The sequence below is a fragment of the Actinoplanes sp. NPDC049118 genome (assembly GCF_040648555.1).
Taxonomy (GTDB): Bacteria; Actinomycetota; Actinomycetes; order Mycobacteriales; family Micromonosporaceae; genus Actinoplanes.
Genome location: NZ_JBEZDY010000008.1, coordinates 282668 through 297049, shown reverse-complemented (window position 1 = coordinate 297049; position 14382 = coordinate 282668). Strand labels below are relative to the sequence as shown.

12 protein-coding genes are annotated in these 14382 nt (G+C 72.3%); 5 read left to right on the top strand and 7 right to left on the bottom strand.

The annotated features are described in order from the left end of the window. The first annotated feature begins 12 nt into the window (after positions 1–12). Complete coding sequence (locus AB0B58_RS15320) at positions 13–1056, top strand: iron ABC transporter permease (RefSeq protein ID WP_360223684.1); 1044 nt, start codon at positions 13–15, stop codon at positions 1054–1056. Further along, positions 1056–1817 (top strand): ABC transporter ATP-binding protein, encoded by a 762-nt coding sequence (locus AB0B58_RS15315; RefSeq protein ID WP_360223682.1) that lies wholly within the window; start codon positions 1056–1058, stop codon positions 1815–1817. Before AB0B58_RS15320 ends, AB0B58_RS15315 begins: the two co-directional genes overlap by 1 nt. A 160-nt stretch (positions 1818–1977) precedes the next feature. Here the strand turns inward: AB0B58_RS15315 and AB0B58_RS15310 are convergent, their stop codons facing one another. After that, a complete protein-coding gene (locus tag AB0B58_RS15310; RefSeq protein ID WP_360223568.1) occupies positions 1978–2748 on the bottom strand; it encodes a VOC family protein in 771 nt (256 codons plus the stop codon). A gap of 105 nt (positions 2749–2853) precedes the next feature. Further along, positions 2854–4164 (bottom strand): hypothetical protein, encoded by a 1311-nt coding sequence (locus AB0B58_RS15305; RefSeq protein ID WP_360223566.1) that lies wholly within the window; start codon positions 4162–4164, stop codon positions 2854–2856. Positions 4165–4237: 73 nt separating this feature from the next. Here AB0B58_RS15305 and AB0B58_RS15300 point away from each other — a divergent pair, with 73 nt between their 5' ends. Further along, complete coding sequence (locus tag AB0B58_RS15300) at positions 4238–4663, top strand: GNAT family N-acetyltransferase (RefSeq protein WP_360223564.1); 426 nt, start codon at positions 4238–4240, stop codon at positions 4661–4663. Positions 4664–4666: 3 nt separating this feature from the next. On the opposite strand, the gene AB0B58_RS15295 is transcribed toward AB0B58_RS15300, so the two are convergent. Next, positions 4667–6691 (bottom strand): AAA family ATPase, encoded by a 2025-nt coding sequence (locus AB0B58_RS15295; protein WP_360223562.1) that lies wholly within the window; start codon positions 6689–6691, stop codon positions 4667–4669. A 264-nt stretch (positions 6692–6955) separates the two neighbouring features. Here AB0B58_RS15295 and AB0B58_RS15290 point away from each other — a divergent pair, with 264 nt between their 5' ends. Both AB0B58_RS15290 and AB0B58_RS15285 read left to right on the top strand, forming a co-directional pair. Then, on the top strand, positions 6956–7807 hold the full coding sequence (locus tag AB0B58_RS15290; RefSeq protein ID WP_360223560.1) for a menaquinone biosynthesis protein: 852 nt from the start codon (positions 6956–6958) through the stop codon (positions 7805–7807). Positions 7808–7898: 91 nt separating this feature from the next. Further along, the gene (locus tag AB0B58_RS15285) at positions 7899–9401 is read left to right on the top strand and encodes a hypothetical protein (RefSeq protein ID WP_360223558.1); all 1503 of its coding nucleotides are present in this window, start codon (positions 7899–7901) and stop codon (positions 9399–9401) included. Between the two features lie 45 nt (positions 9402–9446). Here the strand turns inward: AB0B58_RS15285 and AB0B58_RS15280 are convergent, their stop codons facing one another. From AB0B58_RS15280 to AB0B58_RS15265, 4 genes are all read right to left on the bottom strand, one after another. Next, positions 9447–10691 (bottom strand): glycosyltransferase family 2 protein, encoded by a 1245-nt coding sequence (locus AB0B58_RS15280; RefSeq protein WP_360223556.1) that lies wholly within the window; start codon positions 10689–10691, stop codon positions 9447–9449. Further along, the gene (locus AB0B58_RS15275) at positions 10681–12234 is read right to left on the bottom strand and encodes a hypothetical protein (protein ID WP_360223554.1); all 1554 of its coding nucleotides are present in this window, start codon (positions 12232–12234) and stop codon (positions 10681–10683) included. Before AB0B58_RS15275 ends, AB0B58_RS15280 begins: the two co-directional genes overlap by 11 nt. A gap of 64 nt (positions 12235–12298) precedes the next feature. Further along, positions 12299–13315 carry an alpha-hydroxy-acid oxidizing protein gene (locus AB0B58_RS15270; RefSeq protein WP_360223552.1) on the bottom strand — a complete coding sequence of 339 codons (1017 nt, stop codon included), beginning with the start codon at positions 13313–13315 and terminating at the stop codon, positions 12299–12301. A 14-nt stretch (positions 13316–13329) separates the two neighbouring features. Further along, positions 13330–14277 (bottom strand): aldo/keto reductase, encoded by a 948-nt coding sequence (locus AB0B58_RS15265; protein ID WP_360223680.1) that lies wholly within the window; start codon positions 14275–14277, stop codon positions 13330–13332. Positions 14278–14382 lie beyond the last annotated feature (105 nt).

Here is a 14382-nt window from a genome sequence, read left to right as displayed (position 1 = left end):
GTGCCGGCGAGGATGCGGCCCGCCGGGCTGCGGGCGGGATGGTTCGCCGGCGGTGTCGTCGCCGTGCTCGTCGCGCTGGTGGCGGGCATCGCCTTCGGGCCCGTCAACCTCCCGCCGGCCGGTGTCGCGGCCGAACTGCTCAATCTCGTGCCCGGCGTGCAGATCGACAGCGGCCTCAACGCGCGCGAGGTCGCCATCATCACCGAGCTTCGCCTGCCGCGCGTCGTGCTCGGCCTGCTCGTCGGTGCCATGCTCGCCCTCGCCGGTGCCGCCTACCAGGGCGTCTTCCGCAACCCGCTCGCCGATCCGCATCTGCTCGGCGTCGCCGCCGGCGCCGGGCTCGGCGTGACGGCCGTGATCGCCTTCCGCTCGGGAACGGGAGACGCCACCGCGAACCTGCCGATGAGCGTGCCGCTGGCCGCGTTCGTCGGCGCGATCGTCGCCGTCGCGCTCACCTGGCTGCTCGGCGGCGCCGGCGGCCGGGCGCGGGGCCCCGCCACGCTGATCCTCGCCGGTGTCGCCGTCTCCGCCTTCCTCGCCGCGGCGCAGACCTACCTGATGCAGCAGCACGTCGACACGCTGCGCGAGGTGTACTCGTGGCTGCTCGGCCGGCTGGCCACCGCCGGCTGGCACGACGTGCTGCTCGTGCTCCCGTACGCGGCGGTGACCGGGGCGATCGTGCTCTCCCAGCGCCGCGAGCTCGACGTGCTGACCGTCGGCGACGAGGAGGCGGCGAGCCTCGGCCTGCATCCGCAGCGCAGCCGGTACCTGTTGATCGTCGCCGCCTCGCTGGGTACCGCCGCGGCGGTCTCGGTGTCGGGGCTGATCGGCTTCGTGGGAATCATCGTGCCGCACACGTTGCGGCTGCTCGCCGGGCCGAGCTACCGGTCGATCCTGCCGCTGTCAGTGCTCTTCGGCGCGGCGTTCCTCGCGCTGACCGACCTGGTGGCGCGCACGGTGGCGAGCCCGAACGAGATCCCGATCGGCGTGGTGACGGCCTTCTTCGGCGCACCGTTCTTCGCGATCGTCCTCCGCAAGAGCAGGACGCCGTCGTGATCACCGTTCGCGGGCTGCGGGTCCTGCTCGGCGGCGCCGTCATCGTCGACGGCCTCGATCTCGATGTCGCCGACGGGGAGTGGGTCACGATCATCGGACCCAACGGGGCCGGCAAATCCACCGCGCTACGGGCCATCGGCGGCCTGCTGCCGTTCCACGGCGACATCGCACTCGGCGGCACCGCCCTCGAGCGGCTGCCGCGCCGGGAGCGGGCCCGCACGGTCGCCACCGTCGCCCAGTCGCCCGTCGTCCCGCCCGGCATGCTGGTCTTCGACTACGTGCTGCTCGGCCGCACCCCCTACGTGCCCATGCTGGGCCGGGAGTCCGCCTCCGACCTCGCCGCGGTGGGCGAGGCGCTGGCCGCGCTCGACCTGTCGGACATGCGGGCCCGGCGGCTCGACACGCTCTCCGGCGGCGAGCGGCAGCGCGTCTTCCTCGCCCGGGCGCTCGCACAGGGCGCCCGGACCCTGCTCCTGGACGAGCCGACCAGCGCCCTGGACATCGGCCATCAGCAGGAGGTCCTCGAACTGGTCGACCGGCTGCGCGGCGAGCGCGGCCTCACCGTCCTGGCCACCATGCACGACCTGTCGATCGCCGGCGAGTACGCCGATCGCATGGTGCTGCTGGACGGCGGCCGGGTGGTCGCGGCCGGCACCGCCCGCGAGGTGCTGACCGAGGAACTGCTGGCCAAGCACTACCGGGTACGCGTCAAGGTGATCGACGGCGAGCAGGGCCCCCTGGTCGTGCCGGTCCGCCGTTAGGGGGTGTCTCGCGGATCACGGCGGCCTGCGCCGGGCCCAGCTTCCGCCTCGCGGCGCGGGCTGAAAGGCCGAATACAACACCGGTATTCGACCTTCCAGCCCGCTTGCGACGCGAAACCTGGACCTCGGCTCGGCGACGCCGTGATCCGCGAGACACCCCCTAGGGTGCGCCGGCGCTCTGCAGGATGGAGAAGGTGCCGCCCTGCGGGTCGGTCAGCACCGCGTAGCGGCCGATCGGCAGGCTGACCGGCGGGTGCACGACCCGGCCGCCGAGCGCCTGGGCGTACGCCGCGGAGTCGTCACAGTCCGCCACCGCGAAGTAGATCATCCAATGTGGCGGCAGGTCGTCCGGCCACTCGTCGCCGTCCATCGGCTGCATGCCGGCGATCGGCTGCCCCTCCAGCTCCCAGACGATGTACTGCATTCCGCCGCCCATCTCGCTCTCGCGGGCCACCCAGCCGAACACCTCGCCGTAGAACCGCGCCGAGCCCTCGACGTCGCGGGTCGTCAGCTCGTTCCAGGTCAGGGCGCCGGGCGCGTCGAAGACGTCCGCGCCGCGCATCGTGCCCGACTGCCACACGCTGAACGGCGCTCCGGCCTGGTCCAAAAACGCCGCCATCCGGCCCTGGTACATCACGTCGAACGGCGCCACCAGCACCTTGCCGCCGGCCGCCTCGACCCGGGCCGCGATCAGGTCCGCGTCGTCGGTCGCGATGTACGTGCTCCACGCGGTCTGCTGGCCCTCGCCGTACAGCGGCCCGGCACCGGCCGTGGCGCGGCCGTCGAGGCGGAACGTGGTGTAGCCGCCGTACTCCTCGCCCGAGACCTCGGCCTCCCAGCCGAACAGCTCCGAGTAGAAGCGGATCGCGTCACCGAGGTCGGCGGTACCCAGATCAACCCAGTTCGGCACACCGGGCGTCGGTGGGTTCATGACCTGCTCCTCGGGGGACTGCGGCAGACGACAGATGGATCGTTGCACCGCAATGCGAGGTACGGGCCCACTCAGTCGGAAGTTCAACTGAACCGCCGACCGGTGTCACGGTCGGCCCAGGTTCCACGCCGCCGGGCGGGTGGTGCCGGCCGCGTCGCGGACGTTGGCGACCAGCACCCCGGACTCCGTCAGCTCGACCACCGAGCTCACCGACCACCCCCTGGGCGCGGGCAGTTCCGTGCGATTGCCATTGCGCCACAGCGACAGCCGGCTGCCGCCGTCCTCGAGCTCGGCCAGGATCACCATCCGGCCGCCGCTCGCCGCGACGGCCCCGGTCGCCGAGACCTCGCCGGGGCCGCGCGGCACCACGGTCAGCACGTTGGCCGCGTTCCAGTAGGCCGCGCGCCTGCCGTCCGCGTCCGTGGAGACGTAGCCGGCGACGCCGCCGTCGGGGGCGAGGCCGTTCGAGGGCTGCGCGTTGCCGCAGCCGAGGCCGGCGAGAGGCTGGCCCGGCCCGGTGGCCCGGAACAGTTCGACGTCGGTGCCGGGCACCCCGCCGACGTGCCTGATCAGGACGAAGTTCGGTGTGCCCGTCTCGTAGGCGTACCCGCTGGTGACCACGCTGCCGTCGCCGAGGACCCGGGAGACGCACGCGGGCGCCAGGAACGGGTAGTTGATCACCGGGAGGCGTTTGGTCGCGCCGTCCTTCCACAGGACCGGGCGGGCACTGGTGCCGCGGCCGATGCCGTCGACGACCCAGACGATCGCGGTGCCCTCGTCGGCGATCGAGGAGACCGAGCGGCGGTATCCGGCGTCGAGCTCCGGCGTTCCGCGCAGCGGCGTCCGTGCGCCGGCCCGGGTGACCAGCTCGGCTTCGCCCGCGATCGGGTTGGGGCCGGCGGTGTGGACACCCCACGGGCCGCGCGGGCCGACCGCGTCGACCAGGCTGCCGGCCCCGCCGATCTGCGTCGTGGACTGGCCGTCCAGCGACCAGCGTACGGCCCGGGTGGCGCCGTCGAGGGTGACCGAGCCGGCGGGCTCGCCGTGGTCGGTGAGGCCGTCGACGGATCCCGACGTCGCGCCCGCGGGCAGGGTGAGCCGCTGGCGCACCCAGCCGACGCGGGGGAGTTCGGCCCAGCGCAACGGGGTGTCGATCGCCGTCCGGGTGCCGTCCGGGCCGGTGGTGATCGCCTGCGCGGTGCCGCCGACGACACCGAGCGGTGTCACGTCGATCGCGGTGACGTTGAACTCCTGACCCGGCGCGGCGGCCGGGATCGGCAGCAGTCTGCCGCGCACGGTCTGGCCGGCGGCGGCCGCGGCTGTGGAGAAGGCGCCACCGGTCACCGTGAGTGCCCCGGCAAGCAAGATCGACCCGACGGTACGCCGGCAGCGGGCGCGCAACTCCACATTGGTCATTGGCGATGTCTACCAGAGAGCGGGTCCCCGCGCGCCCCCGCGGCGGGATCCGGCCCGGCCTAGCATCATGGGCGTGAGTGATCATCTTGTGCTGCGGGCCGCCGAGTCCCGCGAGCTGGCGGCGGTGATGGCGTTCTGGGCCACCGCGGCCGAGAACGCGGGCCGCCCCGCGGACACCCTGGCGGCGGTCGCGGCGCTGCACCTGCGGGACGCGGACGCCCTGATCGTGGCCGTCGAGGGGGACCGGATCGTCGGCACGATCATCGTCGGCTGGGACGGCTGGCGCTGCCACCTGTACCGCCTGGCCGTGCACCCGGACCGCCGCCGCGCGGGCATCGGCCGGGCCCTGATCGCGGCCGCGGAGAACCGCGCCCGGGCGCTGGGCGGCACCCGGATGGACGCGATGGTCCTGGACGACAACGACCAGGCGCACCGCATCTGGGCCGCCGGCGGCTACCGCCGCCAGGAGGAGTGGTCCCGCTGGGTCAAGCCCCTCTGAAGCTCACGGCGCGAGCGGTCCCGGCAGCGGGAGGGCGTGCACGACCGACAGCCGGGACACCGCACGGGTCAGGACCACGTACAGGCGGTGCAGGCCGCGCGGCTCCGCCGCCACGATCTCGGCCGGCTCGACGACGACGACGTGGTCGTACTCGAGGCCCTTGACGATCGTGGCCGGCACCACCGTCACGCGCGCCTCGGAGTCGACGTCGTCGGGCGTCGCGGCCTCCAGGCCCGCGGCCGCGAGGTGCGCGCGCAGCCGGTCCACCGCCGCGTCCGCCGCGATGACCGCGACCGACCCCTCGTGCTCCAGCGCCGCGGTCACCTCGACCAGCATCGCGGCGTCGGCCTCGGACGCGTTGTCCGCGGCCACGATGGCGAGGGTGCCGTCGCGACGTAGCGAGACCGCCTCCGGTACGTCGACGCCGAGCGCCGGGAGCAGGCGGTTGGCCAGCTCCACCACGACCGCGGGTACCCGGAAGCCGACCGTCAGCGGCACCACCACCGCCTCGGGCTTGCCCAGGTGCCCGAGGGTGTCCCGCCAGTCGGCGGCGGCCCACGGCGCCGTGCCCTGCGCCAGGTCGCCGAGCAGGGTGATCGAGCCGTGTTCGCTGCGCCGGGCGATCGCCCGGGCCTGCATCGGGGACAGGTCCTGTGCCTCGTCGACGACCACGTGGCCGAAGCTGGGCTCGCGTTCGAGCAGGCCGGCCGCCTCGTCGATCAGCACCAGGTCGGCCGTGCTGAACTTCGCCGCCTTGACGGTGCGGGGTGCCTTGGCCCAGAGCAGGGTGGCCTGTTCCGCGGCGCTGAGGATGCCCTCTGCCGCCGAGGCCAGCAGTTCGGCGTCGGTGAGCAGCGCGACGACCAGCGCCTCCGGCGTCACGGCCGGCCACGAGGAGTCCAGGAAGTCGCGGACCTGGGCGATCCTGCTCATCTTGCGCAGCCAGGGCTCGCCGGGTGAGTTGCCCGTGCGGTATTCCGACTGCCGCTGCAGCAGGCCGACGACCCGGGCCCGGACCCGTTCGCGGCCGACCGCGTAGGGCAGCCCCTCGCGGCGGGCCTCGTCGACGATCCGGCGCAGCGGCTCGGGATCGATCCGCCAGCGGTACGAGCCGTCCGACACCATGATCGGCTCGACCGGCTTGCCGAGCCGGCCCCACAGCGCCCGGCGCAGCACCTCGGCCATCCGCGGGTCGTGTTTGAGCAGCACCGCGGCCTCGTCGTCGCGGCCGCGCACCGGCGCCCGGGCGATCAGGTCGTCCACCGTTGCCTGCTGCACCTCGACCTCGCCGAGCGCCGGCAGCACCGCGGAGATGTAGGACAGGAACGCCGTGTTCGGGCCGACGATGAGCACGCCGGAGCGCCGCAGTCGCTCGCGGTGCAGGTAGAGCAGGTACGCGGCCCGGTGCAGCCCGACCGCGGTCTTGCCGGTGCCGGGCGCACCCTGCACGCAGATGGAGTCCTCGAGGTCGGCGCGGACCAGCTCGTCCTGCTCGGGCTGGATGGTGGCGACGATGTCGCGCATCGGGCCGACGCGGGGCCGCTCGATCTCGGCGGTCAGGATCCGGCTGCTGGTGCCCAGCTCCTCGCCGCGGTCGAGGTGCTCGTCCTCGAAGCTGGTCAGCTCGCCCTTGACGAAGCCGAACCGCCGCCGGGTCGAGACGCCCCGCGGGTCGCGGACGCTGGCCCGGTAGAACGACTGGGAGAGGGGCGCCCGCCAGTCCAGCACCATCGGCTCACCGGCGTCGTCGGTGACGTGCCGGCGTCCGATGTGATATTTCGCCTCAGCGATGTCGAGCTTGCCGAAGAAGAGCGGAGTCGACGGGTCGTCGGCCAGCTCGGCGACCCGGCGCGAGAGCGTGCGGCCGAGGGCCTCCGCGCCGTACGCGTCGCCGGCGACGTCCGCGCCGGCGGCGAAGAGGGACTCGGCCCGGCCGCGCATCCGGCCCAGCGCGGCGCGGGACTCCTTCAGATGGGCGCGCTCGGCGTGCAGTTCGTGATCGAGGTCGGGTTGGGCAGGCAGCGTCATCCGAGGAACCTTTCGGCGTCGGTGTCTTTGTTCGGCTGACCTGGGCCGCCCGGCTTTCCCCTCTGCTGAAGAGGCGTCGGCTGTGCCCGGTTGAGGCGCGCGCGGTCCCCGCGGGCGAGCGTTCGATGATACGCGGGAGCCCCCGACCACGCGAAGCAATTAGGGCGTGATCATGGGTGGCATGCGGCGGGCCGGACGTGAGATAGGTCCCTTACCGCAGGTGGAAGCCCGGCGTAAGCGGCTCGCCGAGGATAGCGTTCCGGCATGAGCGACGTAGTACAGCGGCCTCGGGTCGGGCACATCCAGTTTCTCAACTGTCTGCCCATCTACTGGGGGCTGATGCGCTCGGGTGCCCTGCTCGACGTCGATCTGCGCAAGGACACCCCGGACCGGCTCAACGCCGCCCTGGTCGCGGGCGACCTCGACATCGGCCCGATCTCGCTAGTCGAATACCTGCGCAACGCCGACGATCTGCTGCTCCTGCCCAACCTCGCCGTCGGCAGCGACGGCCCGGTGCTCTCGGTACACCTGGTCTCGACCCGGCCGCTCGGTGAGCTTGACACGCGCCCGGTCGCGCTCGGCTCGACGTCGCGGACCGGCGTACTGCTCGCCCAGATGCTCCTCGCGGAGCGGTACGCCGCGGAACCCGAGTACTTCCGCTGCCCGCCGGATCTCACCCAGATGCTGCTCGAGGCCGATGCCGCGGTCCTGATCGGCGACCCGGCCCTGCGCGCCCTGTACGAGGCCCCGGCGCTCGGCCTGCACGTCACCGACCTGGCGCAGGCCTGGAAGGAGTGGACCGGGCTGCCGATGGTCTTCGCCGTCTGGGCGGTACGCAAGGACTTCGCCACCGCGAACCCGGGCGTCGTCAAGGACGTGCACGAGGCGTTCCAGCGCTCCCGAGACCTGTGCCTGGGCGAGCTCGACGACGTCGCCGAGGCGGCCGCCCGCTGGGAGCCGTTCGACGCCGCGACGCTGGCCACCTACTTCCGGGCGCTCGACTTCTCGCTCGGCGAGCGGCAGATCGAGGGCATCCGCGAGTTCGCCCGCCGGGCCGCCGCGCGGGGCGAGGCCCCGGCGCTGCCCGAGGACGGTCCGGCCTTCGCCCAGGTATAGCCCGCTTTCGTCCCGGCGGGGTAGCGCCGGTTCCGGGTGTCTCCTACTCTCTGCGGACCTTTCTCACCTCGGCATATCGAAGTGGTGACCAATGCGTCCGCACTCCCTCCTGGGCCGGCTCGCCCTGCCCGTGGCCATGACCGGCCTGACCGCGCTCGGCGCGGCCGCCCCCGCACACGCCGAGCCGGATCCCGGCGTACCGCAGCAGGTCGTCATCTCCGCGCCGGATCGCGTGGTCACCACCGACGGCCGGGTCAAGTCCGTACCGTTCGAGGTCGTCAACCGCGGCCGGGCCGCGGCCGAGGGGCTCGTCGTCGAGTACGACGGAGCCGACTCGAGGATCGACCCGAGCGTCGGCTTCACGGCCCCGGCGGGTTGCGGCGCCGGCAGCTGCGCGGTCGGTGACCTGGCACCGGGCGCCGACCGGTCCTACCGCTTCACGGTCGACCCGACCGAGGACCTGCCCGCGCTTGGCTCAAGCTTCGTGATCTCCGTGCGCGACGGGGCCGGGCGTTCCCTGTCATCCGTCACGATCACGGTCGTGGGTGCCGTGCAGGGCGTCGATCTCGAGGTCGCGGGCATCGACGACATCAAGCTCGCGCCGGGTAGGTCCGCGCCGATCCCGGTGGCGGTGCGCAACAACGGCAACAAGGCCGTGGCGAGCATCGCCGTCGGGTTCGCCGGTTACCCCTACGACGTGACCTTCCCGGTCAAATACCGCAACTGCGCGCGGGTGCCGGAGATCTACGGCATGGTCTGCCTCTTCGAGCAGGCCATCGCGCCGGGCCAGGTGTTCACCGTCGACAGGTCGACGCCGCTGACCGTCGAGGCGACCATCGACGCGCTCAGCCCGGTCAGCCACGAACTCGTCATGTTCGCCCTCAACGGCGACGAGCTCGAACTCGGCGCCGCCGCGGTGGCGAAGAAGGCGGCCAATAGCCGGTCCGGCGAGCTGATGAAGCTGGCGCCGCCCGAGGGCGACCTGAATGAGTGGGACGACTACACGTCCTTCGCCGTCGACATCGCGGGGAACAACGCGGACCTGGTCGCGATCGGTGGCACGTTCGCCGGCGAGGTCGGCGAGACCCGCACGATCAAGGTCGGATTCCGCAACGACGGTCCGGCGGTCACCCGCCCGGCGGAGCCGGAAGGCTACTACCTGACGGCGAAGGTGCACACCCCGTCCGGCACGAAGTTGATCGATGTGGACGACAACTGCGTCGTCAACGCGGACGGCGAGCCGTCCTGGGGACAGGGTGGCCAGGTCTCCGGCCACGACTACGTCTGCGTGGCGCCCCGCCGCCTCGTCAAGGGCGAGGAGATCCTCTTCTCCTTCACCGCGCAGATCGAGAACGGCCTCAACGAGGAAGAGGGCGTGCTGACCGTCAACGGCGGCGCGGACGACCCGGACACCGGCAACAACACGGCGAAGATCCTGGTGAAGGTCCCCGGCGACGGCGGGTCCGGCGGCGGCCTGCCCGTCACGGGCGCACCGGCCGGCCTGCTGGCCGGCGGCGGTGCCCTGCTGCTGATCGGCGGGGTGATCGCCTTCGTGCTGGCCCGGCGCCGCCGGATCGTCACGGTCGCCGAATAGACCCTGGCTCCGGTACGGGACCGCGTGGGTCCCGTACCGGGGAGGTCAGTGCTTCTCCGTGGCCGCGACCTCGCGGCGGCCGCCGGAGGGCTGGCGCGGCACGGTGCGCACGATCTTCTTCGGCAGCGGCGCCGGGCGCATGCCGCGCAGGGTGAGCAGGCTCGCGAAGAGCCCGGAGAAGACGCCGATCAGGCCGAGGGCGATGGCCGTCGCGGACGGCATGACCAGGCGGATCATGCCGCGCGGGTCGAGTGCGCCGAATCCGGTCTGTCCCCAGCTGGTGAGCGCGACGATCGTGCCGGTCAGGCCGATCGCGATCAGCGAGAGCCCGATCATGATGCAGCGCTCGAAGGTCAGCCAGCGTGTCCAGCGGCTCGGCCGGTCGTCGCGGACCAGCCCCTCGAAGCGGCCGTACAGCTCCGCGAAGCCGCCGAAGAGCAGTAGCTGCGCGCCGACCAGGACCGCGAGGCAGGCGTAGACCAGGGCGTTCACGTCGAACTCGATCCCGGCGATGTGCCGGGCGCCGGTGGCGAGCCGGGCGGTGCTGACCAGGCCGAGCAGGAAGACGATCAGGCCGGGCCAGACCAGGGTCCGGCGCGGCGCGAAGACCAGCAGGAACCGCAGGTGGCGCCAGCCGTCGCGCCAGGTGCGCAGGTGCGGCGCGCGGCTGCGGCCGTCCGGCTGCAGCGTCGTCGGCACCTCGGCCATGTCGTAGCCGTTCAGCGAGGCCCGGACGACCAGCTCCGACGCGAACTCCATGCCCGGCATGCGCAGGTCGAGGTCGCGGATGCGGTTGCGGTCGAAGCCGCGGATGCCGCAGTGGAAGTCGCCGATGCCCTTGAGCCCGAAGAGCACCCGGCCCAGCCAGGAGAGCACCGGGTTGCCCAGGTAGCGGTGCAGGAACGGCATCGCGCCGGGGCTGATGCCGCCGCGGAACCGGTTGCCCATGACGACGTCGCGCCCCTCGCGCAGCCGCTCGATGAACGGCCCGAGCTTCGACAGGTCGTAGGAGTCGTCGGCGTCCGCCATGATCACGTAGCGGCCGCGTGCCTCGGCGATGCCGGTGATCAGCGCGGCGCCGTAACCCTTGCGGGGCGCGTGCACCACCCGGGCGCCCGATCGCAGGGCGATCTCCTGCGAGCCGTCGGTCGACCCGTTGTCGCTGACCAGGACCTCACCCCGTACGCCCAGCTCGGCGAGCGAACGCAGCGCCTTGCGGACACAGGTCTCGAGGGTCTCGGCCTCGTTGAGGCAGGGCAGCAGGACGGTGACCTCGACGTCACTTGACATGTTCGGCGGCTGCTTTCGTTTTCTGGATGGGAATGCTGGCGGTGAGGGCCGGCGCGGGCGCCGCGTCCTCTGTGTGCGGAGGTCGTTCTCTCCTGAGACGCGCGGCTGCCACGATCCGGTTGACAGCCAGCGCGATCCCCATCGGGATCAGCAGTACGGCCGGGTTGGAATACCGGTAATCGAACATGCTCGTGGCGACCGAGACGACGATCAGCCCGAGCCCGGTGCCGACGAAGAGCAGCGAGTCGGCCGCGCCGCGCCAGCTGACGCGGCGCGGCCGGAAGACGGCCGCGAGCAGCGCCAGCAGGATGCCGGCGGCGTACACCGGGCCGGGGGTGGTCACCTTCAGCCCGTACTTGCGCAGTTGCTCGCCCCGCGGGTTCGGCACCTTGATCGTGGCCTCGGACGCGCTGACCGGCGAAGGGGTGTCGAGGTAGTAGGCGGCGTTGCAGGACTCGCCGGGCATCGCGGGCGGCAGCCACTTCTCCTGCGGGCACCGGGTGGTCGCCCACAGCGGAGCCTGCGGCATCAGATGCCAGCCGGTCTCCGTCAGCACCATCCGGAAGTAGTCGCCGGGCTGCTGCTTGATGACCTCCTTCGCGAACTCGCCGATGAACGCGTCGTTGATCGTGCTGGGGTAGAGCCGGTTGACCGGGCTGTCCGGATTCCAGATGTACTGGTCCGGGCGCTGCTTCCAGGGTTGCGGCGCGATCGGCATGCAGAGGGTGCGCTGCAACGGGGTGAGTTTCAGCCTGTCGCAGTCCGCGATCGGCATCACCCGGCCGTAGAGGAACCGGCCCTGGAACTCGCCGAACGCGTAGACCCGGTAGGTCATGTGGTACCAGACCAGGTAGCCGCCGAGGATCAGCGCGACCGGCAGCAGGAACACGACGAGCCGGGCCCAGCCGATCCGCCGCACCAGCAGGTAGAGCACGACCAGGCCGATCACGGGCAACCCGACCGTACGGGTGATCGCCGCGAAGCCGAGCAGCAGGCCCGCGACCGCCGCCGCGACGACACCGATCCTCTCCCGCCAGGCCAGCACGATCAGGGCGAGCAGGGTCAGCGCCACGTAGGTGGTCTCGGCCAGCACGTAGTGCTCGAGCGTCAGCTGCCGGGCGTCCAGCGCGATCGGCAGCATGGCCGGCGCGGCGAGCCACGGCCGGACGCCGCGGTGCACCAGGAACGTGTATCCGGCGAGGATCAGGCAGAGGCCCAGGACGTGCTGCGCGACCGCGACGTGCTGTAGCGGACCCGGCACGAACGGTTTGAGCAGGACCGAATAGCCGAAGGGACGGATGTCGTAGGGCACGTTGTCGAACGCGCCGGCCACATAGGGCCGGCTGTCCGAGAAGAAGAAGGCATAGGGGTACGCCCGCAGCATGAGCAGTCGCATGACGACGGCCGCTGCCAGCACCGCGAACAGGAGCGAGTGGCGCAGAAGGAAGCCGGTGGTGGTCCTAAAAGCCACATATGCCACCCGCTTGGCTGCCCAGATCAGATCGTTTCTGTCGGCGCGCAGGGCGTCGGCGATGATCGTCAAAGGTCATCCAGGACGGTGGGCTAGTGTGGCGGTCCTAGTTTGGCAGGAGAACTGTTTCCGGCCGTCATCCGAAGAGATGACGATTGATGGCGGTTTGTGGACAGTGGGTGACGTGTCTCACAACCGAGGCATCGATGTCCTCGAGCGCCGCCAGGCCGGCCTGCGCCATGGCCCGCGCCAGGTCCTCGCGGTACAGATCCAGGCGGTCCCGCACGCCGTCGGCGCCGCCCGTCGACAGTGCCCAGAGCAAGGGCCGGCCGATCAGCACCGCCCGCGCGCCGAGCGCCAGCGCGGTCAGCACGTCGGCGCCGTCGCGGATGCCGCCGTCGACCAGCACCGGGACGCGCCCACCGACCGCCTCGGCGACCGGGCCGAGGGCGTGCGCGGTGGCGACGACCCGATCCAGCTGGCGGCCGCCGTGGTTGGAGACGATCACGCCGGCCGCACCCGCGTCCACACACGCGACGGCGTCCTCCGGCCGCAGGACGCCCTTGACCAGCACGGGCCGTCCCGAGACGCCGGCGAGCCAGGTGATCGTGTCCGCGCCGAGCGCCGGATCCTGCTCCAGCGCTGGCGGGCGGATCGCCGGGGCCAGCGCACCCGCCTCCGGCACCGTTCGCCGATGGACGTACGGGGCGTCGGCGGTGAGCACGATCGCCCGCGCCCCGGCCGCCACCGCCCGGCGTACCTCCCGCTCGGTGACGCTGCGATCCCGCAGCACGTACGCCTGGTACCACCAGGGCCGGGTCAGCGGTATCTCCTCGAGCGGCCGGCCGGACCGGAAGCTGAGCACCAGTAGCGAGCCGGCCGCCTCCACGCCGCGGGCGGTGGCCGCCTCCCCCTCGGGCCGCGCGAGGGTGTGCAGGGCCGTCGGCCCGGCCAGCACCGGCGCGGCCAGCCGCGCGCCGAACAGCTCGATCTCGGTGCTGACCCGCGAGACGTCCCGGAACAGCCGCGGTACGAACCGCCAGTCGCGCCACGCCGCCGCCGCCTCGTCCCGGGTGACCTGATCGCCGACCCCGTCGCGGTAGTACGCGAAGACGGCCGCGGGCAGGACCGTCCGGGACGTCTCCTCGTTCATCGGCGCGCCCCCGGTCAGCCGGCGAAGATCCGGTCCAGCGCCACCACGTCCGCGGCGGTCAGCCGCCAGTCGCCGGCCGCGGCGTTGGCGCGCACCTGCTCGGCCGTCGTGGCCCCGGCGATCACGGAGGCGACCGCGGGCTGGGCGAGCAGGCCGGCGATGGCGACCTCGAGCAGGCTGTGCCCCCGCTCCTCGCCGAACGCGGTCAGCGCCTCGATGGTGTCCCAGTCGGCGCCGTCGAGCCAGCGCTGGTACCGCTCCAGCGCGAGACGGGTGCCCGCCGGCGGCGTCTGGCCGCGCTGGTACTTGCCGCTGAGCAGGCCGCTGTCCAGCGGGAAGAACGGCAGCAGGCCGAGCCCGAACCGTTCGCAGGCCGGCACGACCTCGTCCTCGACCTCGCGGTGCAGCAGGCTGTACTGGTTCTGCGCGCTGATGAACGGCGTGTGGCCGGCCGTCCGGGCCGTCCAGTCCGCGTCGGCGATCTGCCAGCCGGAGAAGTTCGAGTTGCCCAGGTAGCGGACCTTGCCGCTGCGGACCAGATCGTCGAGCGCCGACAGCGTCTCGTCGATCGGCGTCGCCGCGTCGGGTTCGTGCATCTGGTAGAGGTCGATGTAGTCGGTGCCGAGCCGGCGCAGGGAGGCCTCGACCGCGCGGACGATGTAGCCGCGGGAGCCGCGCGCGCCGCGGTCGGCGCCGTTGAGCCCCTCCATGTCCATGCCGAACTTCGTGGCCAGCACGATCTCGTCGCGCCGGCCCTTGAGGGCGGCGCCGAGGCACTCCTCGGAAGCGCCGTGCGGGGTGCCGTAGATGTCGGCGGTGTCGAAGAGGGTGATCCCCGCGTCGAACGCCGCGTCGACGACCGCCCGGGTGCCGTCGACGTCCAGCTTGCGGCCGAAGTTGTTGCAGCCGATACCCACGACCGACACGACAAGTCCCGAAGTGCCGAGGCGGCGATAGCTCATCTCGCTCATGATCCGACCCTAGCCCGGCCCAGTTTCGGAAATATTCTGGTAACACATCGGCCGTTTTCTATTGACACACCGAGTTAACTATTCGAGTCTGTGAGA

Excerpts from the sequence above, each read along its gene's own strand:
- AB0B58_RS15320 (WP_360223684.1), top strand. The coding sequence starts at position 13 with ATGCGGCCCGCCGGGCTGCGGGCGGGATGGTTCGCCGGCGGTGTCGTC.
- AB0B58_RS15310 (WP_360223568.1), bottom strand. The coding sequence starts at position 2,748 with ATGAACCCACCGACGCCCGGTGTGCCGAACTGGGTTGATCTGGGTACC.
- AB0B58_RS15305 (WP_360223566.1), bottom strand. The coding sequence starts at position 4,164 with ATGACCAATGTGGAGTTGCGCGCCCGCTGCCGGCGTACCGTCGGGTCG.
- AB0B58_RS15295 (WP_360223562.1), bottom strand. The coding sequence starts at position 6,691 with ATGACGCTGCCTGCCCAACCCGACCTCGATCACGAACTGCACGCCGAG.
- AB0B58_RS15290 (WP_360223560.1), top strand. The coding sequence starts at position 6,956 with ATGAGCGACGTAGTACAGCGGCCTCGGGTCGGGCACATCCAGTTTCTC.
- AB0B58_RS15285 (WP_360223558.1), top strand. The coding sequence starts at position 7,899 with ATGCGTCCGCACTCCCTCCTGGGCCGGCTCGCCCTGCCCGTGGCCATG.
- AB0B58_RS15280 (WP_360223556.1), bottom strand. The coding sequence starts at position 10,691 with ATGTCAAGTGACGTCGAGGTCACCGTCCTGCTGCCCTGCCTCAACGAG.
- AB0B58_RS15270 (WP_360223552.1), bottom strand. The coding sequence starts at position 13,315 with ATGAACGAGGAGACGTCCCGGACGGTCCTGCCCGCGGCCGTCTTCGCG.
- AB0B58_RS15265 (WP_360223680.1), bottom strand. The coding sequence starts at position 14,277 with ATGAGCTATCGCCGCCTCGGCACTTCGGGACTTGTCGTGTCGGTCGTG.